Consider the following 19,168-nt stretch of genomic DNA (forward strand, 5'->3'; position numbering starts at 1 on the left):
AGCGTCCCGACACGCGCGGGACCCGTAGGCTGGGGGGTGATCACAGTCGCTCCGTAGTCGAGCGGCGGCGGACCAACCCCGGAAGTCCGTCGGAGAGGGTGGCGTGCAGCGCATCGTCGATCCCGAATCCCGCGCGGTCGAGGCCGTCCTGGCGGACGTGTGGGGAGCGCGATCGGTGTATCAGCCGATCGTCGACCTGGACTCCGGGGTGGTGGTCGGTTACGAGGCGTTGGCTCGGTGGCCCGCGGTACCCGGTGTGGATGTCGGACGGGTATTCGACGAGGCGGCGGATCGAGGTGTGGTGCGTGAGCTCGACTGGGCATGCCGACTGGCCGCACTCTCCGGTGCCGCGGAGGCCGGTCTGAGTACCGAGTACAGCGTTTTCATCAACGTCGAACCGCACAACGGGCCCGTCATACCCGACTTCGCACGGAGAATGCTCGACAGCTTCGACCGGCCGATCAACGTCGTGATCGAACTGACCGAGAGGTCGCTGCTGTCCGATCCCGCCACGTTGCTGGCGGTGGTCGACGCTGCTCGACGACTCGGGTGCTCGGTGGCCCTCGACGACGTCGGGGCCAACGAGGCCACGGTCACCATGCTGGAGTTCGTGGCACCGGACATCATCAAGTTGGACTGCACGCTGGTGCAGTCCGATCCGAGTCCGGCACAAGCGCGTGTCATCGCTGCGGTGCGTGCGCACGCCGAGTTCACCGGCGCGACGATTCTCGCCGAGGGTGTGGAGAACGAGGAGCATCTGGCCCGTGCCAGAGCGCTCGGTGCCACCCTGGGGCAGGGCTGGTTGTTCGGCCGACCCGCGGCGTTGCCGTCCGAGACGTCGCGACGCCGCGACGTTCTCGACCGGACGCCGTCGGTGGTGTCACGCAGACGGTCGTCGGCCGGTTCCGCAGTGCCGGAGGTGCCGTCCGACCTGTTCGGGGAGATCCCACCCCTGGTGGGGCGAAAAGCGTTCGTGCTGAGCATGGCTCGTGAGATCGAGGACCACGCCCGCGGCGCTGTGGACCCACTCATCGTGCTCTCGGCATTCCAACGTGCCCGGTGGTTCGCGCCGAACGTGGTCGACCGGTACGCCGATCTCGCGGCCCTGCACCCGTTCATCGCCGCGCTGGGGGTGGGCCTGCCGGACGAGCCGGCCCCCGGAGTGCGCGGTGCCGCACTGGATGCAACAGAACGATTCTCGGGCGAGTGGACGGTGACGGCGGTGGGCCGGCACTACTTCGCGGCGCTGATCGCTCGCGACCTCGGCGATGTCGACGTTCCCGACGCCGATCGGCGATTCGAGTTCATCCTCACGCACGACCGTCGTCTGGTCGTGTCGGCGGCACGGTCGCTGATGAGGCGCGTGCTGCCGTCTCGCGGATGATCCTCACGCGTCCTCGACGTGACCTTCCGCGTCGGAGACCCCCGGCAGCACATCGGCGAATCGAACGAGGAATTCGCTGATCGCGTCCACGGTGTCGGCGTCGTAGTCGCCGAGTGCAGTGTCGAGCGCCGCCGAGGACCGTCGAAGAAAGGGGTCGATCCGCTCGTGGGCGGCCTCGGTGGCCCGCAGCGTCACCGATCTGCGGTCTCTGCTCTCGCGGTTGCGGGAAACGAACCCCCTCTCTTCCAGCCGGTTGATCAACGCCGTGGTGGCACCGGAGGTGAGGCCCACCCGCCGCGACAGCGCCGCGGGAGTCAGCGGGCTGCCTTCGCGTTCGGCCCAGATCACCTCTCCCAGTGCGGTTCCGTCCGTGGTCGGCAGGTCCATCCAGCGGGCGAGGAGATGCGCCGATTCCTGGTACCTCACCGCGTACAGCCGGAGGGCCTGGAGAACGCGCGTCTGGGGTGAGGTCATCGGTGGGTGGTCTTTCCCGCGTGGGCGATGTCAGGCACGGAGACGAGGGTATTCCGCGAGGCGGGGAACATGCTTCTCGCTCGTCAGGAGGGTCGACTGGAACAGTCTGCGCACCGGCGCCGAAGCCGCCACGCGGTGGCCGACGCGGAGTGCCCGCACTCCCGTGGGAGACATCGGATGCAGCAGCTTCGCGCCGCCGCGGGGGAGTCCTTGCGCGCTGTCGGCGTAGCCACGCATGAGCTCCTCGTAGCGAGCGAAGGCGAGGTCCGGTCGATCGGGGTGCGCGGCCAACTCGCCGGTGAGGATGTGCGCTCCGACCAGGGAGAGTGTGGTGCCCATTCCGGTCGGACCCGAGCCCCACGCGGCATCCCCGACGAGCGCCACCCTGCCCTTGCTCCAGGTGGAGACGAGTACCTGTTCCATGCGCTGGGTGTAGAACTCGTCCGGCCGGGCCGCGAACCCCGCCACGATGCGGTCCGTCTGCCATCCGGCACCGCGGAACCGTTCACGCAGAATCTCCACTTGGGTTGCCACGGGCAGTTTCTCGAAGCCGAACGGCTCGGACCGGAAGGACATGCTCGCTCTGATGATGCCCTCGTTGTCCGGCCTGACGGACGCGACGCGTCCGCGGGTCGCCGTGTACCAGTCCCACGTGTTCACGTCCTCGGGACGCCGATCGAGGGTGCCGTAGGTGATGCTCACACCGAAGTCGCGCAGTTCGGTCTCGGCTCCGAATGTCAGGCGCCGTGTGCGAGAACTGCGTCCTTCGGCGACGAGCACCAGGTCGAAGCGCTCGGTGGATCCGCTGTCGAAGGTCACGTCGACACCGGAGGCATCCTGCTCGACGGCGGAGATGAAGTCACCGAAGCGGCGTTCGACACTGTCGGGGACCGCGTCGACGAGGATCTGCGCCAGTCGGCCCCGCAGGATCTCGATTTCCGCGGTGGGGCCGTCGCGACCCTCCTCGCGAGGGAAGACTGCGGAGGGTTCTCCGCGCTCGTCGACGAAGCGGGTGCCTTCTTCCCCGGTGAGGTGCTCCATGATCGAGTGATCGACACCCATGCGTCGGACGATCTCTCGGCCGAGGCCGCGAATGTCGATGTTCTGTCCCGTCTCACGCGGCGACGCCGACCGTTCGAGAAGGGTGACGTCGAAACCGGTGCGTGCAAGCCCCCATGCGAGGGTCGGGCCGGCAACACTCGCGCCGGTGACGAGGACGCGGACGGGGTGCTGCTGTGAGGCGGTCACGGTCGAGCCTTTCGATAGGGGGTCGAGGCCGACCCGCCACCACTATAACTTCACTGTGAAGTAACTTCACCATGAAGAGTGTTTTGCGACCTCGTCTCGGTCAGTCGGCGACGCGTCGACGACTGCGTTCCACTCCGTCGACGATGGTCGCCGTCAGTTCGTCGTACGCCTCCCGGGTGTCCAGGTTCCCCGCAGCTGCTTCTGCCGAGAGTGCCTCCGCTGCACCGAGAACGGCGGTCATGGTCGACGCCGGAAGCACTCCCTCGGCGAACGGTTCGAGGAATGATCGACACCGATCCGAGTAGGCGGCGTCCGACCGGCGCTTGTAGTCGGCCAACTCGGGTGCGCCTTCCAGGGCCGCGGCGACGCCCGCCAGTTCGCGCCCGTGGGTGACCACGCAGTCGACGTGCGCCGTGGCGATGGCGCGCGCTCGCTCGGCAAGTGAGTGCTCGACCGCGTCGAGCGCCTGCTCCAGTGCGAATGTCTGCGTCGCGTCGTACGCCTCGAACAAGGCCACCAGCAAGGCTGCGCGCGAGGGAAAGTGACTGTACACAACAGGTTTGGTGATACCGGCCGCGTGCGCGAGTCGACCCAGCGTCAGCGCGTCGGCGCCTTCCTCGCGCACGATCGTCCAGGCAAGGGTCACCAGTTGCCCGTGGCGATCCTCTCTCGTCATTCGCACCCGTGCCATCGACACCGCCTTGTCTCTTATGTACCGTTGGTAACCTACCACCGGTAACCTACTGATGGTACATCCCGACCGAGAGGATCATCATGACCGCGCTCGTCGTCGTCGCCCACCCCGACCCCACGTCGTTCACCCAGCGTCTCGCTCGCTCCGTCGCCGATCGACTCACCGAGGACGCCGTGTCCACCGCTGTCGCCGACCTTCATGCCGAGGGCTTCGATCCACGGTTCTCGCTCGAGGACCGCGCCGGATATCCGGCGGGTGGGACTCCTCCTGCGGATGTGCTCGCCGAGCAGCGTCGCCTGGACGGTGTCGACGACCTGGTTCTGGTCTTTCCGGTCTACTGGTGGTCGATGCCCGCGCTCCTCAAGGGGTGGGTCGATCGCGTCTTCACCGACGGGTGGGCATTCGACACCGGAGTCACGCCGACCGGACGCAGGCTCGACCACCTGACCGTGCATCTGGCCATGGTCGCGGGGGAGGACGCCGAGGGATTCGCTAAGCGCGGCTACGACACCGCCCTGTCCACCCAGATCATCACCGGCATTCTCGGATACACCGGCGCGCGAACCGGGCACACGGGAATCGTCCACGACGCGGAGACGCGCTCACGTGACTCCCTCGCCCGGGAAGCGCGGGCGATCGTGGACGGCGTGGCGGCCCGGGTCCGTTCCTCGGCGGCGGAGGCTTCCGGTGCGCGGGCGTGAACTCGGTGGCTAGGCCACCGTGAAGCGAACCGTGTTGCCCGCGGGGTCGAGCAGGGTGGTGTTGAGTGGAGCGTCCGTGGTGAGGGTCAGTCCCGCTCTGCCGGAACCGATGTCGATCGCGATCTGCTCGGTCCACTTCCTGCCCGCGGGTGGGACCGTGCCGATGGCGGCCGACTCGAGATGGACCATCCAGGTCCCGCCTGTCGGCTTCGCGCCGCTGTAGGGATCCACGCGAGGTGCGTCGGTGTTGTTCATGTTCACGTAGATGGCCAGTGGGCACGCGTCGGTGACGAACGTCCTCCAGGTCAGAGTGACTACGGCGATGCCGGGCCTGTCGTGGGGTGTGTACACGTCGCCACCCACCTCGCCGGCGCACGGCAACGACATTCCCCGGCCCAGTGAGATGTTGTACGGGAAGGGTGTGAACTCCTGGTGGTGTGCCGATGCGAGGCCGGGTGATGTCGCGAGTACGCCGACGACTGCGGAACCTGTGACGGCCAGACGTCTGAACCACGAGGAAGACACGAGTGGCACGATACGGGACGAAAGGGACCAGGGTGGTGGGTGAGCGCGAGTCCGGTCGGCGTTGCGGTGTCGTTGACGCATCGTGACCGTTCACACATGCTCGGGCCCGAGCTGGCGCCACAATGCTGTCGGCCACCTCGCTACGGTGAGGCGTGCATTACCAATCCTTTACCAAAGTCTTCGCAGTTGCCGGTGCCGTCGCGGTGCTGACCGCGTGCACTGCGGACGTCTCGGCCGACGACGCCACGGGCCGGACGGTCGACACCAGCCTGGGGGCCATCGTCGTCCCCGACGAGATCCGGTCGGTCGTGGTCATCGACGGGCGTCGGGATCTGGACATCGCCCTGTCCTTCGGCCTCCCTGTCGTCGGCATGCCCGTCGAGTCCGAGGCTCCGCCGGAGATCCCGGGGCCGTTGACGGCACCGACCCGAGACCTGCTGTCGCGGGGAGTCGCGGAGCTGTTCCCGCGCAACAGCATCGACATCGAAGCCGTGGCCGCAGCGGATCCCGACCTCATCATCGCGCGTGACGAGGTGGTCGAGGAGATCTACGACCAGTTGAGCGCCGTCGCGCCTGTGCTCCCCGTGGGATCGACCGATTCCGGGGTGTCCTGGCAGGACGACGTGACCAGGGTCGGTGCGGCACTGGGTCGCGAGGACACGGCCGCCACACTGCTCGACGAGTACTCGGACCGCGTCGACGCGCTCCGACAGCAACTCGCAGGACCTCTCGGTGACACGACGGTGCTGTCGATCGCCACCGGAGACGGCGGTGGCATCTCGATCAACAGGGAGCGAATCACCTCGCTGGTGCTGGAGGACGTCGGAGCTCGATTCGGACAGGCCTGGCAATCGGCTCGTCCCGAGGCCGACTTCGCAGCGGAGAACATCCCTGTCGCAGCGGATTCGGACGTTCTTCTCGCGGCCATCACGTCGAGTGACGATCTACGAGCACTGGAGTCGAATCGACTCTGGGCCGATCTGCCGGCTGTGCGGGACGGGCGGGTGGTGCGAACGGACAAGTTCACCAACGACGGTGGGCCGATCACAGCGCAGTGGTCACTCGACCTCGTCGAGCAGATGTACGGGTCGGCCGGCTGAGCGGTCACCGGCGCGGACGTGCTCGGCACAGGCGTCGTCGACCAGCTGCACGATTCGCAGCGCACCGCACCCCCTCCAGCCGGCTGTAGGGGGTGTGGACGACGTGGAACCCGTGCGGCGTCCCTCATGTCGAGCGACACTGCCGACTGGAAGCCCTACAGCGTCTCTCGCTGGAGGTCTTTCGCATCAGCGGCAGGCGCGTCTGCCTCCGTCACGAGTCTCGCAGCGATTCGTCGGGGGTCGTCGGCGGGCAACGAGGCGATGAGGGTGCGGACGGGGTGCGAGGACGGTCCTGTCACCAGGTACTTCTGGCCCGGCCGTATCCGCTCCGCCTGCTCGATCATCTCGTCGGTCACGACGTTCTTCGGGGTGGTGTCGTGGAGTGCGTCGCGCACGATGCGTCGTGGGTCGTACTGCCGTAGGTCGAGCGACTCCCACTCCGAACGGTGAAGCGGCACGCCCATCTCCCGCTCCGCCGTGGCGCGCGTCGTCTCGATGAACTGCTTCAGCGTTCGAATCGCGCGAGTGAGGTGGTGTGCGTAGCCGGGCAGTCGGCTCGGTCCGAGTACGAGGCCGGCGATGACGGCGACGAAGAAGAGCTTCTCGAGGGTCAGGCCGAACATGGGGTTCTCCCGATCGTGGTGGGGTTCGAGGTGAGTGCCCGCCGGTCGTGCACGGTGGTGATGGCCACGGCGGCTCCGAAGAGCGCCGACATCGGCAGTGCGACGAGAAACATCGACAGCACGTCGGCCGCCGGCGTGACGAGCGCGCTGAAGAGGGCGATGACGACGACGATGATCCGCCAACTGCTGCGTAGCCGGTGGGCGGACAGGACTCCGAGGCAGTTGAGCATCACCAGCAGTACGGGCAGGACGAACGCGACTCCGGTGGCGAGGACGATCCGCATGACGAAGTCCACGTAGTAGGAGGCGTCGAGGATGGTGCTGTCCTCCTCGGAGGAGAAGCTCGCGAGGAGGGTGACCATGCGGGGGAAGATGAGGAAGCCGAAGGCGCACCCGGCGGCGAACAGTGGCACCGCCGCCGCGGTGAAGCCGAGAACGTACTTCTTCTCCCGAGCCGTGAGGCCGGGGGTGAGGTAGGCGAACAGTTCTCGCAGCCAGACCGGGCTCGACAGGATGATTCCCGAGAAGAGGCCGATCCTCATCTGCAGGTCGAAGGCCCCGGTGACGGTGTCGTAGTTCAGGCTGGCCTGACGAGACTGCGCGAGTTCCTCCACCGGTGTGCGCAGGACGTCGAGGATCTGGTCGGAGAGTACGAAGCCGAGAATCACTCCGACGACCAGCGACACCGCCGCGCGGGTCGCGCGGCGGCGTGCCTCGCTGACATGCCCGGCGAGGGGCATAGTGCCTCGCGCGGCGGTGGTCGTGGTCATGAGGCGTGTCGGTACGGCACCGGGACGCCGTCCGCGGCGGTCGTGGTCGAGTCGACGGCGTCGACGCGTCCCGTCGACGGCGTGGGGGTGTCGTCGCGGACCTCGTCCTTGAGGATGCGCATGGACTGCCCGACGCCTTTGGCGAGGGAGGGGAGCTTGGTCGAGCCGAAGACGAGAAGCAGGATGGCGAGGACGATGAGTGCGTGCCAGCCGGTCAGGTTGTGCAACATGATGATTCCTTCTGTGTGAGTGGTCAGTTGGACGGTGCGGCGGGAGGGGTCCCGCCGCCCATGGGAGGTTGTCCGCCGCCGGGCCCGCCCCCGGCGGGTGCTGCGCCGGCGGCGGGTTCGGTGGTGGTGTCGACGGCAACGGCCAGTGATCCGACGTAGCCGGAGGTGGGGTCGCCGGTGAAGGTGCCCATCTCGAGGTCGTGGCCGTCGCCGAACACGTTGTCGTTGTCGAGACTGCCGATCTGGGTGAGGTTCTCGGTCGACCCGGCGTAGGTGTCCAGCTGGTAGACGGCGTCGAGCATGTCCCGGGGGAAGGCGACCTGGGAGGTGGCTATCGCGTTGTCGGCGGTGGTGGCGGAGGCGACGTCCGGGTAGACCTCGAAGTGGATGTGCGTCCAGCGGCCGGAGTAGCAGGCCGGGACGATGGTCGTGAAGGTCACGACGCCGGCGGCATCGGCGACCTGGACGCCGCGCAGATATGTTTCGTCCTCGATGCCGTCGGAGTACATCGAGTACTTGCCGGCTGCGTCGCAGTGCCACAGGTAGACGGCGGCGCCGGTGAAGGGGTTGTTGTCGTTCGCGAGGTCGGTGACGGTGAAGATCATCGACAACGGGACTCCGGCGGCGACGGTGCCGCCGTCCAGGCTCGAGGTGACGTCGGCGCGGACGATTCCCGATTCCTCGAGGACGTTGACGCCGTTGCTTCCGTCGGCCGGGTAGGGGCCGTTGGTCTCGTCGGGGATCTCGTTCGTGGCGACTGCGGCGGTGGCGACAGCGGTGGCGGTCGTGGTGCTCACGGTGTCGGACGACCCCGAGCACGCGGCCAGGGCCAGTGCTCCGGCTCCGGCGCCGACGACGCTGAGGACTCGGCGGCGGGTGACGAGAGTGGCGATGTCGAAACCGACTCCCTGATCGACGACGTCCTCGTCGGGCCGGGGGAGTGGGCGCCCGGCGTAGGTGGGCCCGTCGGGTGTGGGCGTGGGTTCGGGAACGGCGCTCATTGCTGTAGCTCCTCGGTTGTCGCGGTGTGCGTTTCGGTGTGGAGTCGATACTTCGTGAGGTTCCGGGGAGCGGCCTGCACGCCAGCTGTGAGGCACCCGGGAGCGTGTGTGGTCCGGCCACCACTTGACCTTCACCTCGGGGCAGGGCTGATTCTCGACGCATGACCACCACAGATGCTCCCGACGTCGTTCTCCGCTACCTCGATGCCGCCGACCGCGACGACAGCGACTCACTCACGTCATGCTTTGCTCCGGACGGAACTGTGACGGACGAAGGCCACACCTACCGGGGCCGCGACGAGATCCGCGCGTGGCGTGAGACCGTGGCCGGCCGCTACACCTACACCACGACTGTGACGGGGTCCGAGCTCGTCGATGCGAGGAATCATCGAGTCTCGGTTCGTATCGGCGGGAACTTCCCCGGTGGGGTGGCCGACCTCGTCTACCGATTCGAGCTCGCCGACGGCGTGATCGCACGGTTGACCATCGGTGGATGAGAGACTGGGTCCGTGGCGGCGCGGGTGACCATCGGCGAGTTCTCGACGATGACGAGACTGACGCGAAAAGCGTTGCGGCTCTATCACGATGCTGGCCTCCTGGAACCGGTCGACGTCGATCCGTCGAGCGGGTACCGCTATTACGACGTCTCCCAGGTCGCGAGTGCACAAGTGATCAAGCGACTGCGCGACCTCGACATGCCGCTTCCTGATGTGCGGTCCTACGTCACCGCCGAGAACGACAGTGTTCGGCGCAGTGTGCTCACGCAGCACCTCGATCGCCTGGAGTCGGAATTGCGGCGGACGCACGACGCGGTGTCATCTCTCCGCGCACTGGTGAACGAGTCGACGACGTCGCCGTCGATCGAGATGCGGACCGACCCCCCGATCGTCGCCGTGGCCGTCAGCGGCACCGTGACGCTGTCCGGCGTCGCGGACTGGTGGAATACCGCGCACCACACCCTGATCGAGCGCCTTCGTAGTGCTGGAATCGAGGCTGTCGGGCTGCTCGGGGCCGACTTCGACAAGGAACTGTTCGCGGACGAGACGGGCTCCGCATCATTGTGGTACCCCGTCGACGCGGCGCGTGCCGCTCGGTGCGCTCTCGACGTGGTGACTGTTGCCGGAGGCCACTTCGCCGTGGCGCTGCACGACGGTCCGGACGCCCGGATCGACGAGACGTACTCTGCGCTCGGCACCCATGTCGCAGAGCACGGCATCGGACGAGAAGGACCCGTGCGTGAGCGCTATCCGCGAGGCGTCGTCTTCGAGGGTGAACTGGTGACGGAGATCGGCTGGCCGGTCCGGGACCTCACCGCGCTGTGACCGCGACCGTCAGGGTCCGGTTGCGCGCGTTGCGTGATGATGATTGTGAGTGGTGGTGATGACCACGCTACGGAACGTAGAGGGCGAGGACGTGTGGCCGACATTCACCGCGGACACCTGGAAATCGGTCCAGATGCGCAGCGCCGCAGCGACGACGAAGACGAGTGCTGCCGCGATCACGAGGTCACCCGACCCTCGACGGCCGAATTGTGGCGGCGTGTGATGACGACGTGGGGAAGAAAGTAGCCGATCGTCAGCACTGCCGCGCTCAGCGCGATGGGTCCCGCGAACGAGTGTGGCCACAACGCCGGTCCGAGGTAGAAGCTGCCGAGCATCAGCGCGAAGACGCCGAACGCGCGAAGCAGGCGAATTCTCGTCGTGATCCGAGTCGCGGTGTTCTCATGTGTGAGCGACAGAACGACTCGCGGGTTCTCCCGAGCCGTGACCTCGGCACCCACTGCAGCAAGAGCGCTGCCGATGACGACGAGCGCGACGGCCGGGATCACGGTCATCTGCTTCTCCTCACGTGGCGGATCTCCTCAGCGTACCGATCGGTTCGTACGGCGGCTCCTCATGGCCCGTCTGTGGGCGGACGCCGCGCGGCGTCCACCAACAGCGATGCCTCGCGTAGCCCCAGCCCGGGGTGCGTCTCCCTCAGTGCTTTCACTGCCATCACTCTGGACGGCGCCGACGCCACGGCAGTATCGACGTCGGCACGCGGAACCTCGGCTGGATCGAGGGCAGGCGTTCGCCTCGTCGACCGGGCGCTGCCACCGAGGAACCACGCCCTGACGAAAGCCGTACCGGCGTAGGCGACGAGGACGACGCACGCTGCTGCTTTCGCGACATGCCACCACGACGGCGCCGAGACGAGCTCGGAGACCGCGTCGGGGAGGACGAGCGCGGCGAAGAACACCAGGAAGAACGTCGTGCCCGCTTTCTCCACAGCAGGTCGTTCGAACCACGGGCGATCTGTCATACGTCCACCATCACACACGGCATCAGGTTCGCGCGGCGGGTACGAGCCTCGGAACCAGTCGCACGTAGACCACCATGCCGAGCAGCTCGACCAGTGTCTGTGTCACCACCACGACGGCAGCGAGGTCGAGTGCCGGCGGAAGGGCGAGGGCAAGGGGGAGAACGACGAGAGAGTTACGAGTCGCACCCGAGAAGACGAGTGCCCGTGTCGACGGCACGTCCTGACCGAACACCCGACCCACGCCGATGCCGGTCGGCGCCATGACCACGAGAAACGCGACGAAGACGAGGGCCGCGACGATGAGTCGGTCGAACTCGCCTCGGACCGAATCGATCTGCGACGCGACGACCACCGCGAGCGTCGCCATCATGAGGGGAACCATCGCGGCGGCCATCACGTCCATCAGCTGCAGGCCGACCCGATGCCGTCGGGCGAGTGCTTGCGTCAGTGCGGCCACCGTCAGAGGGACGACGATGAGCAGGACGAAGGCCTCCACGAACGGTGCCACGTCGATGACGGCCACCGTCTCGGATCCGGCGAACACCCACAGCCAGAGGGGAAGCAAGGCGACCTGCAGCAGCATCAGCAAGGGAGCGGCAGCGAGAAGCCGCGTCGACGCGGCACCCGCGAGCCCACTGAACACGATGACATAGTCGATACACGGAGCCAGCAGGACGAGCACGATGCCCACGAGTACCGCCCTCTCGTCCGCGACGACCCGCGTGAGGGCGAGGACGACCACCGGGACCACCACGAAGTTGAGGACAGCGACGGCTGCGAGGAAGCGGACATCGCGGAGGGATCGACCGATCTCCGCGAACGGGACTGCCAGGAACGTCGCGTAGAGCAGGGCGACGAGTACCGGATCGATGGCGTGTTCGAAGGCTGGGGCGGTCTGCGGGAAGGTCAGCCCGACAACGGCTCCGACGGCCAGTGCCGCGAGATACAGGCCGATCTGGTGCCTGTCCCACCACTGTGCGGCGGGGCTGTTCGCCCAGTCGGTCATGCGTCGACACTAAGCGAGGGAATCACTGATCAGCAATCCATGAATTCAGAATAAGCTGTACTGTGTCGCCATGGACGTTCTCACCCCGGTGGCCGCACTGGCTCGTTTCGGCCAGGCTCTGTCCGACGAGACTCGGACACGCGTGTTGCTCGCGCTTCGTGACGGACCCCGGTATCCCGCTGAGTTGGCGGACGAACTCGAGGTGAGTCGACAGAAGCTGTCCAACCACCTCGCCTGCCTTCGTGGCTGCGGTCTCGTCGTCGCGGTGCCGGACGGACGGCGATCACGGTACGAATTGGCGGACGCCACCGTCGGCGCGGCGCTGGGAGAATTGATGACCGTGGTTCTCGCAGTGGACCCCTCGCTGTGCGCCGCCAGCGCCGAGGACGGGTGTTGCTGATGGACACGAACGCCGACACGCTGTCGCGACGGCAGGTGGTGACTCGACGCGTCCGGTGGCTCGTCGCGGCCACCATCGCCTACAACATCGTGGAAGCCGCTGTGGCCGTCACAGAGGGTGTCCGGGTCTCGTCGACCGCGCTCATCGGGTTCGGGTTGGACTCCGTCATCGAGGTGTCCTCGGCCGCGGCGGTGGCATGGCAGTTCTCGGCGCGCGACCCCCGTGCGCGCGAGGCGATCACGCTCAGGGTCATCGCCTTCTCCTTCTTCGCGCTCGCGGCCTATGTCGCGGTCGACGCGGTGGCATCGTTGCTGGGTTCGCGTGACCCCGAACCGTCGACGGTCGGAATCGTGGTCACGGCGGTGAGCGTCGTGGTCATGCCGATGCTGTCGTGGGCCCAGCGACGAGCCGGTCGCGAACTCGGTTCTGCCACGGCGGTGGCCGATTCGAAGCAGACCCTTCTGTGCACGTACCTGTCGGCCGTCGTCCTCGTCGGGCTGGCGCTGCATGCGACTCTCGGATGATCGTGGGCCGATCCCGTTGCTGCTCTTGTCATCTCGGTTCTTGCGGTGCGTGAGGGCAGAAATGCATGGAGGGGCGACGTCTGCTGCGAGTCACCGCGGTCGGGGTGTGGCGCAGCCACCAGCAGATGACCGCCACCACCCCCTCGAGGTCGACGCAGTCCACCATCCTTCCGGCCCGATCGGACCTTCCGGTCAGGCCGGGAGGTGCGCCCGATCGCGTGAGGTGAAGTGGCGGCGGTACTCCGACGGCGTGGTCGAGAAGGAGACGGCGAAGCGTTGACGAAACGTCACCGGGCTACCGAATCCGCACGCGGACGCCACGGCGTCGATGGACCAGTCCGTCGTCTCGAGCAGCCGCCGGCTCTCGTCGAGCCGACGTTCGAGAACCCACCGCGCGGGCGTCGCGCCCGTCGAGCGCGCAAAGTGACGAACGAAGCTGCGGCGGCTCATGCGCGCATGATCGGCCAGGCGGTCGATCGACATCTCCGCGTCGAGATGGCCGAGGATCCACTCCTGGACATCGGCGATGGTCGTGTCGGCGGCAGGTTCGCCGAGAGGCCGTTCGATGTACTGCGCCTGCCCACCCTCGCGGTGCGGTGCGATCACCAGCTGCCGCGCGACCCGAGTGGCGGCGGCGGCGCCCAGATGTTTTCGGACGAGGTGCAGACACGCGTCGATCGAGGAGACGGTTCCTGCCGAGGTGACGACGTCGCCGTGATCGATGTAGAGAACGGACGGGTCCACGGTGCTGCCGTCGCTGCGCTCCGCGAGGTCGGCGAGTGCAGCCCAGTGCGTCACGACGGAGCGTCCTTCCAGGAGGCCCGCATCGGCCACGGCGAAGGCGCCCAGACACAGGCCGACGATCACGGCGCCGCGCGAGTGTGCCTCGCGGACAGCGTGTCCGACGGTGTCGCCGAGACGCGGGAGCGACGTGTGCCAGGACGGCACGATCACGATGTCGGCCGTGGTGGTGACATCTGGACCCACCACGTCACCGAGCACGTATCCCTCGGAGGTCCTGATGCTGCCGGGCGAGTCCGACCACAGCGTCGTCTCCCAGTCGGATGCCAGACCCAGCCGCTGCACCTCGCCGAACACCATGAGCGGGGCGGCGAGGTGGAACATGGTGACGTCGTCGAACGCGTAGATCGCGATACGCACGGGTGACTCCTCCGATACAGAACTCGAGTTGGCTCGAATCCATCGTAAGCGTGCATACGTGCCACTGTTCTGCGACCGGAGGCGGGAGAACACTGAGGTGGTGGGTCGGCTCGGTCGGGCAGACCACGTCACACACCGTCAGGAAAGAGGAGACATGACACCACGCCGGGCACTGATCGTCGTCGATGTGCAGCAGGAGTACTTCTCGGGGCCCCTCGAGATCGCCTACCCGCCTCGCGCCGAGTCGCTCACCAACATCGTGTCGGCCATCGAAACGGCCGTCAACGCAGGAATTCCCGTCATCGCGGTACAGCACAGCATGCCCGAGGGTGCACCGGTCTTCGCCCCGGGCACCGACGGCTACGCCCTGCACCAGGACATCGAGTCGGCGCTGCCTGCGGGCGTCACACGCGTGCAGAAGCAGTACGGCAGCGTCTTCGCGGGAACGGACGTGGCCGAACAGCTTCGGGCCCGAGACGTCGACACGATCACGATCGTCGGCTTCATGACCAACAACTGTGACCTCGCGACTGCCGTCGAGGCCGAAGGTCTCGGCTTCGCGGCAGAGATCCTGTCGGACGCGTCCGGTGCGATCGACCTCTCCAACGCGGCGGGAACCGCGTCCGCGAAGGTCGTGCACACGACGCTCATGACGCTGCTGCACTCGAACTTCGCGGCGGTGGCCACGACGACCGCATGGTCCGACGCGGTGCGCGCAGAGACGCCGCTCGACAAGAGCAATCTCGTCGAGTCCGCGATGACCGGCCGTGACGCCGTGCGAGTCTGATCACCGACCACCTTCCTCGAGTCGGGAGCAGACATGACGCAGTTGTCGAGAGTGCAGAACTTCACCGTGTCCCGCGACGGGGTGGCCGCCGGCGTCGAGCAGAGCCTCGAGAACCCGTTCGGCCTGGACCATCGTGAGCTCATGTCGTGGTATCTCGGCACCGCGAGCATGCCGGGACGCCCCGGATCCGGCGGTACGCGCGGCCTCGACGACTACTTCGCTCGGGACTTCGCCAACAACATCGGTGCCGAGATCATGGGGCGCAACAAGTTCGGCCCACAACGCGGACCGTGGACCGATCACGAATGGCAGGGATGGTGGGGTGACGAGCCGCCGTTCCACACGCCGGTCTTCGTGATGACGCATCATGTGCGGCCGTCCCTCACCCTGTCCGACACCACGTTCCATTTCGTCGATGCCGGCCCGTCCGATGTCCTGACGCAGGCGAAGGCTGCGGCGAACGGTCGAGACGTCCGGATCGGTGGCGGTGTCACCACGGTCCGGGAGTTCCTCGACGCCGACCTCCTCGACACGCTGCACGTCGCGGTCGCACCCGTCGATCTCGGACCGGGCCTGGCGCTGTGGGAGTCCCCGGACGATCTGAACGATCGCTTCGAGCACGAGGTCGTTCCCAGCGCGAGCGGTGTCGTGCACCATCTGTTCTGGAGGCGCCATCAGACGTAGGGTTCCCGCCGACCCGGGATAACTTACAACTGTGTCGCTTCCTTCTCGTGCCGTGATCCGGCTCATCGGATCGCCGCGGGTGGAGAGCGACGCGGGCGTCGTCGACGTCCGGGCCTTCGGCGGACCTCGGTGTGCGACGGTGTTCTCGTATCTGGCGATGAATCACGGACGCGGTGTGGTGTACGGCGAGCTCGCCTCGGTGATCTGGTCGACCGATCGACCCACCACCTGGTCGTCGGCCGTTCGGAGCGTCCTGTCCAAGGTCCGCGAGCTGCTGGCGACGAGTGCAGCGCTGGCGGGCACCACCGTGTCAAGTCGATCAGGAGCGGTGACACTGACGCTCGGCCCCGCGGTGATCGTGGATCTGGACCTGGCGCGTCGGCACCTGGATCCCGATCACCACTCGGCGGATGCGCGTGCCGATCGCGCCGGTGAGTTGCTCGGCCTGCTCGACGCTCCACCTCTGGACGGCCTGCACGGAACCTGGGCCGACGAGGTTCGCACCGTGTTCGGCCGCATCCGTCTTCGTGCACTGGAGGTGGACGCCGCCGCCTCGCTCGAACTCGGTCGCCACGAGCACGCGCTGGCCCGGGCGCAGGAGCTGCTCGACTCGGACCCTTTCTGCGAGGCCGCCTACCGTGTCGCCATGCGTGCGCACGACGCCCTGGGAAACCGCGCTCGCGCCCTCGGTGTCGCCGAGCGGTGCCGCACCGTGCTGGCCACCGAACTCGGCGTGGAGATGTCCGCGGAGACCCAGCGAGTGTTCGTCGAGTTGCTCCGAGATCCCGACGCGATCGAGGTGACGACACCGTCGTCGTCGCAGATGGTCGTCGTCCCGGCTCGACGAGCGGAGGTGGACCGCGTCGGGGCCACTCCTCCGGGCGATTCGCCCTTGCTCGTGGGACGTACCAGGGAACTCGACGTCATCGCGTCGGCCGTCGAGGCGGCCGCGGGTGGGGCCGGTCAGCTCGTCGTCGTCTCCGGCGACGCCGGCGTCGGCAAGTCGACGGTGGTGACCGCGGCGCTGAACCGTGCCGACTCCGCCGGCGCCGACGTGCTCTACGGGCGGTGCAGCATGGACACGGTCGTCCCGTTCGAACCGTTCATCGACGCACTCGGGCGCGAGAACGACCGGAACGACGATGCTCCCGCCGCCTCCGCCGTCCGCGAGATGCTGACGACCGGGTGGGTCGACACGGATCGGTGGTCGGCCGAGGGACGCGACGCGGATCATCGCGCGATGCTCTCGTCGGCGATGGAACGGTGGTTGACCGGTCCCACCCGTCGTCGGGTGACGGTGTTCGCGATCGACGATCTGCAGTGGGCGTCGCAGGCCACGCTCTCCGTGCTGCGATTCCTGGTACACGCGGCGGGGCGCCATCGCCTCTGTGTGGTCGTGACGATGCGCGGAGCGCAGCTCGACGGTCCTGCGGCGGACCTGCGGTCGGCCCTGCCGCCGTCCTCGGTGCACACGGTGTCGATCCCGGCCCTCACCGTCGAGGACGTGCAGGACTGGACGCGCCGGTGCGGCAGCACCTTGGACCCGATCTGGTTGCACGGCTGGACATCCGGATCACCGATCTTCCTCGAGGCCGTGTTCGACGTGCATCGGCGCGAGCCGGACGGACCGTCACCGGCGTCCCTGGCGGACGCCGTGCTGTGGGTCCTGCACCGCCTGACTCCGACCGCGCGGGAGATCGTGACGCTGTGTGCCGTCGCGGGAGTCAGCGCCACGCGCGTCGTCGTGCGCACCGCGCTCGCCACCCTCGACGACCGTTCCTTCGCTCGGGCGCTCGACGAACTGGCCGCCGCCGGTCTGGTGATCGAGGAACGAGCGCAGGACGTCCTGCACCTACGCCACGCGCTGATCGTCGACGTCGTCGACGCCACGCTGTCCGGAGCCGATCGCGCAGCGGCGCATTCTGCCGTCGCGGCCGCACTCATCGGCTCGGGGGCCACGTCCACCGTCGACGAGCTCGCCAGGACCGCAGGTCACCTCGAACGCGCGCTCGACGCCGACCGGTCGGCGGCAGCGGAGTATCTACGTCGTGCGGGCGAGAGGTCCTACGCCGTCGCGGCGTACGAGGACGCCGCCGAGTTCTTTCAGAGGGCGTCTGAGCGCAGCGTTCCCGGGGGCGACACCCGCGCGCGATGCGAACTGTTCATCCGGCAGGGGCGTTCGCAGCGGCGTGCACTGGACCGCGGCTACGGCGCGACCCTGCTGGACGCCGCCGAGATGGCGCGCCGACTGGGTGATCTCGATCTGCTGCTGGACGCGCTCACCGCGGACGTCATCGACGGCATCGCCCTGTTCCAGCTCTACGAACCCGACCCGAGGCGGACGGAGCACCTGCGGACAGGGCTCGATGCTCTCGAGAGGGCGGGTCGCGGTGCTTCCGGCGCTGCCTCCGAGCTCCTGACCCAGATGGTGGAGGAACTGGCATGGACCTCGACCGGATGGTCGGGTCGTGCTGCAGACCTCGCGCGCGCGGCCGACATGGCGCGCGGTGCAGGAGACGACGACGCCCTCGCCCACGCTCTGCGCGCCGTTCTCACCGGCCTGCGGCTGCCTCGCTTCCGGCAGCAGCGGGCCGAGGCGCTCGCCGAGCTGGTGCGACTGGTGGACCTCGGACCGGGGCACCTCGATCCGTCGCTCGCCGTCACCATGGCGCGGGCGCACATCGAGTCCGGCGAGCCGCGCGAGGCCGCCGCGGCTCTCGACGCCGTGTCGGCCACGCGGCTCGCGCTGGACGAGGAGGCACTCTGGACGGTGCAGTGCATGCGGGTCGGACTTCTCGTCGCGACGGGTGAGTTGCGCCGTGCCGCAGAGGTTCTCGAGGGCGACGTTCGCCGCCCGCCGCCGGCGCCGATGGGGCGGCACACGTGGGGCCGGGAGATGAATGCCGTCTTCCTGCTCGGGATGTTCCGAGACGGGCTCGGCGAGTTCGCGGCGATGAAGCGGGACATGGAGCCACTCTTCGAGGCTCTCCCCGCCTATCGAGCAGCCTTCGCGTTGTCCGCCGTGGACAGCGGCGACACGGACGGCGCCCGATCCCTCGTGCAGTGGTTCGAGAACGGCAGACTGGCGGCGCTCTCCGTCGACACCTTGTGGCTCATCACCGTCGTCCTGGCGGCGCGCGCGGCCGCGGCGACGGCATCCACCGCGGTGTGCGAGGACGCGCTCGCACTGCTGGCTCCCTACGCCGATCACACCGTCCTGCTGACTCCCGGTGTCCTCGGAGTCGTTCACCACCATCTCGCCGACCTCTGCGCGGCACTCGGACGGTGGGACGACGCGCACGCTCACGTCCGGCATGCCCGCGCCGCGCACGCCGCTCGCGGCTATCGGATGTGGGAGGCCGAGAGTGTGCTCCTCGCCGCGCGCATCGCGGTGTCCCGCGGCGAGCCTGTCGACGCGGTCGACGTTCGTGCGGCCCGGTCGACGGCGCGAGAGTGCGAGGCGGCGGCGTTGCTCGACCGTTTCGAGGAGATTCCGCTCGGCCCGGGCACTCCCGACCGACAGCCCTGAGGACCACGTCGGACTTGATAGCGTGT

22 protein-coding genes and 1 pseudogene are annotated in these 19,168 nt (G+C 67.9%); 10 read left to right on the plus strand and 13 right to left on the minus strand.

Annotated elements, in window-relative coordinates; genetic code table 11:
• The first annotated feature begins 103 nt into the window (after nt 1-103).
• The gene (locus OG947_RS17460; protein ID WP_328812500.1) at nt 104-1,384 is read left to right on the plus strand and encodes a sensor domain-containing phosphodiesterase; all 1,281 of its coding nucleotides are present in this window, start codon (nt 104-106) and stop codon (nt 1,382-1,384) included.
• Nucleotides 1,385-1,387: 3 nt separating this feature from the next.
• Here OG947_RS17460 and OG947_RS17465 read toward each other — a convergent pair whose 3' ends face one another.
• From OG947_RS17465 to OG947_RS17475, 3 genes are all read right to left on the minus strand, one after another.
• The gene (locus OG947_RS17465; RefSeq protein WP_027505555.1) at nt 1,388-1,858 is read right to left on the minus strand and encodes a MarR family winged helix-turn-helix transcriptional regulator; all 471 of its coding nucleotides are present in this window, start codon (nt 1,856-1,858) and stop codon (nt 1,388-1,390) included.
• A 30-nt stretch (nt 1,859-1,888) separates the two neighbouring features.
• Nucleotides 1,889-3,106 carry an FAD-dependent monooxygenase gene (locus OG947_RS17470; protein WP_328812501.1) on the minus strand — a complete coding sequence of 406 codons (1,218 nt, stop codon included), beginning with the start codon at nt 3,104-3,106 and terminating at the stop codon, nt 1,889-1,891.
• 100 nt (nt 3,107-3,206) lie between these two features.
• Entirely contained in the window at nt 3,207-3,782 is a 576-nt protein-coding gene (locus OG947_RS17475) for a TetR/AcrR family transcriptional regulator (protein WP_261781351.1), read from the minus strand.
• A gap of 98 nt (nt 3,783-3,880) precedes the next feature.
• Here OG947_RS17475 and OG947_RS17480 point away from each other — a divergent pair, with 98 nt between their 5' ends.
• The gene (locus OG947_RS17480; protein ID WP_328812502.1) at nt 3,881-4,501 is read left to right on the plus strand and encodes an NAD(P)H-dependent oxidoreductase; all 621 of its coding nucleotides are present in this window, start codon (nt 3,881-3,883) and stop codon (nt 4,499-4,501) included.
• A 9-nt stretch (nt 4,502-4,510) separates the two neighbouring features.
• Here OG947_RS17480 and OG947_RS17485 read toward each other — a convergent pair whose 3' ends face one another.
• Nucleotides 4,511-5,026, minus strand: a complete 516-nt coding sequence (locus OG947_RS17485; protein WP_328812503.1) for a hypothetical protein — start codon at nt 5,024-5,026, stop codon at nt 4,511-4,513.
• A 152-nt stretch (nt 5,027-5,178) separates the two neighbouring features.
• Between OG947_RS17485 and OG947_RS17490 the strand changes: the two genes are divergently transcribed.
• Entirely contained in the window at nt 5,179-6,126 is a 948-nt protein-coding gene (locus tag OG947_RS17490) for an ABC transporter substrate-binding protein (RefSeq protein WP_328812504.1), read from the plus strand.
• A gap of 155 nt (nt 6,127-6,281) precedes the next feature.
• Here the strand turns inward: OG947_RS17490 and OG947_RS17495 are convergent, their stop codons facing one another.
• Genes OG947_RS17495 through OG947_RS17510 form a run of 4 tightly spaced genes read right to left on the minus strand, consistent with a single transcriptional unit; the run spans nt 6,282 to nt 8,750 of the window.
• Complete coding sequence (locus OG947_RS17495; protein WP_328812505.1) at nt 6,282-6,749, minus strand: preprotein translocase; 468 nt, start codon at nt 6,747-6,749, stop codon at nt 6,282-6,284.
• Entirely contained in the window at nt 6,737-7,519 is a 783-nt protein-coding gene (tatC, locus tag OG947_RS17500; protein ID WP_285185809.1) for a twin-arginine translocase subunit TatC, read from the minus strand. Before tatC ends, OG947_RS17495 begins: the two co-directional genes overlap by 13 nt.
• Nucleotides 7,516-7,749: a twin-arginine translocase TatA/TatE family subunit gene (locus tag OG947_RS17505; protein ID WP_027505561.1), complete on the minus strand. Its 234-nt coding sequence runs from the start codon at nt 7,747-7,749 to the stop codon at nt 7,516-7,518. The genes tatC and OG947_RS17505 overlap by 4 nt, the downstream gene beginning before the upstream one ends.
• Before the next feature lie 23 nt (nt 7,750-7,772).
• On the minus strand, nt 7,773-8,750 hold the full coding sequence (locus OG947_RS17510; protein WP_328812507.1) for an intradiol ring-cleavage dioxygenase: 978 nt from the start codon (nt 8,748-8,750) through the stop codon (nt 7,773-7,775).
• A 161-nt stretch (nt 8,751-8,911) separates the two neighbouring features.
• Between OG947_RS17510 and OG947_RS17515 the strand changes: the two genes are divergently transcribed.
• Nucleotides 8,912-9,247, plus strand: coding sequence for a nuclear transport factor 2 family protein (locus OG947_RS17515; protein ID WP_328812508.1), 336 nt, complete (start codon nt 8,912-8,914; stop codon nt 9,245-9,247).
• 12 nt (nt 9,248-9,259) lie between these two features.
• Nucleotides 9,260-10,072: a MerR family transcriptional regulator gene (locus OG947_RS17520; protein ID WP_328812510.1), complete on the plus strand. Its 813-nt coding sequence runs from the start codon at nt 9,260-9,262 to the stop codon at nt 10,070-10,072.
• A gap of 9 nt (nt 10,073-10,081) precedes the next feature.
• On the opposite strand, the gene OG947_RS17525 is transcribed toward OG947_RS17520, so the two are convergent.
• From OG947_RS17525 to OG947_RS17540, 4 genes are read right to left on the minus strand one after another with little or no spacing between them, the layout of a single operon-like run.
• Nucleotides 10,082-10,252 carry a hypothetical protein gene (locus OG947_RS17525; RefSeq protein ID WP_328812511.1) on the minus strand — a complete coding sequence of 57 codons (171 nt, stop codon included), beginning with the start codon at nt 10,250-10,252 and terminating at the stop codon, nt 10,082-10,084.
• On the minus strand, nt 10,249-10,584 hold the full coding sequence (locus tag OG947_RS17530; RefSeq protein ID WP_222638507.1) for a hypothetical protein: 336 nt from the start codon (nt 10,582-10,584) through the stop codon (nt 10,249-10,251). The genes OG947_RS17525 and OG947_RS17530 overlap by 4 nt, the downstream gene beginning before the upstream one ends.
• A 59-nt stretch (nt 10,585-10,643) precedes the next feature.
• The gene (locus OG947_RS17535) at nt 10,644-11,051 is read right to left on the minus strand and encodes a hypothetical protein (protein ID WP_285185799.1); all 408 of its coding nucleotides are present in this window, start codon (nt 11,049-11,051) and stop codon (nt 10,644-10,646) included.
• Nucleotides 11,052-11,073: 22 nt separating this feature from the next.
• On the minus strand, nt 11,074-12,057 hold the full coding sequence (locus OG947_RS17540) for an arsenic resistance protein (protein ID WP_328811544.1): 984 nt from the start codon (nt 12,055-12,057) through the stop codon (nt 11,074-11,076).
• A gap of 70 nt (nt 12,058-12,127) precedes the next feature.
• On the opposite strand from OG947_RS17540, the gene OG947_RS17545 reads away from it, so the two are divergent.
• Both OG947_RS17545 and OG947_RS17550 read left to right on the plus strand, forming a co-directional pair.
• Entirely contained in the window at nt 12,128-12,457 is a 330-nt protein-coding gene (locus OG947_RS17545) for an ArsR/SmtB family transcription factor (protein ID WP_027505568.1), read from the plus strand.
• Nucleotides 12,457-13,110, plus strand: a pseudogene (locus OG947_RS17550) (cation transporter). The gene OG947_RS17545 and the pseudogene OG947_RS17550 overlap by 1 nt, the downstream one beginning before the upstream one ends.
• 63 nt (nt 13,111-13,173) lie before the next feature.
• Here the strand turns inward: OG947_RS17550 and OG947_RS17555 are convergent.
• On the minus strand, nt 13,174-14,142 hold the full coding sequence (locus tag OG947_RS17555; RefSeq protein WP_328812512.1) for a GlxA family transcriptional regulator: 969 nt from the start codon (nt 14,140-14,142) through the stop codon (nt 13,174-13,176).
• A gap of 154 nt (nt 14,143-14,296) precedes the next feature.
• Here OG947_RS17555 and OG947_RS17560 point away from each other — a divergent pair, with 154 nt between their 5' ends.
• From OG947_RS17560 to OG947_RS17570, 3 genes are read left to right on the plus strand one after another with little or no spacing between them, the layout of a single operon-like run.
• A complete protein-coding gene (locus OG947_RS17560) occupies nt 14,297-14,929 on the plus strand; it encodes an isochorismatase family protein (RefSeq protein WP_328811546.1) in 633 nt (210 codons plus the stop codon).
• 33 nt (nt 14,930-14,962) lie between these two features.
• Nucleotides 14,963-15,613: a dihydrofolate reductase family protein gene (locus tag OG947_RS17565; RefSeq protein ID WP_328812513.1), complete on the plus strand. Its 651-nt coding sequence runs from the start codon at nt 14,963-14,965 to the stop codon at nt 15,611-15,613.
• Nucleotides 15,614-15,644: 31 nt separating this feature from the next.
• Nucleotides 15,645-19,142, plus strand: a complete 3,498-nt coding sequence (locus OG947_RS17570; RefSeq protein ID WP_328812514.1) for an AAA family ATPase — start codon at nt 15,645-15,647, stop codon at nt 19,140-19,142.
• Nucleotides 19,143-19,168: the final 26 nt, after the last annotated feature.

Origin of the sequence: Rhodococcus sp. NBC_00297, from assembly GCF_036173065.1 — a bacterium.
In the GTDB taxonomy this organism is placed as follows: domain Bacteria; phylum Actinomycetota; class Actinomycetes; order Mycobacteriales; family Mycobacteriaceae; genus Rhodococcoides.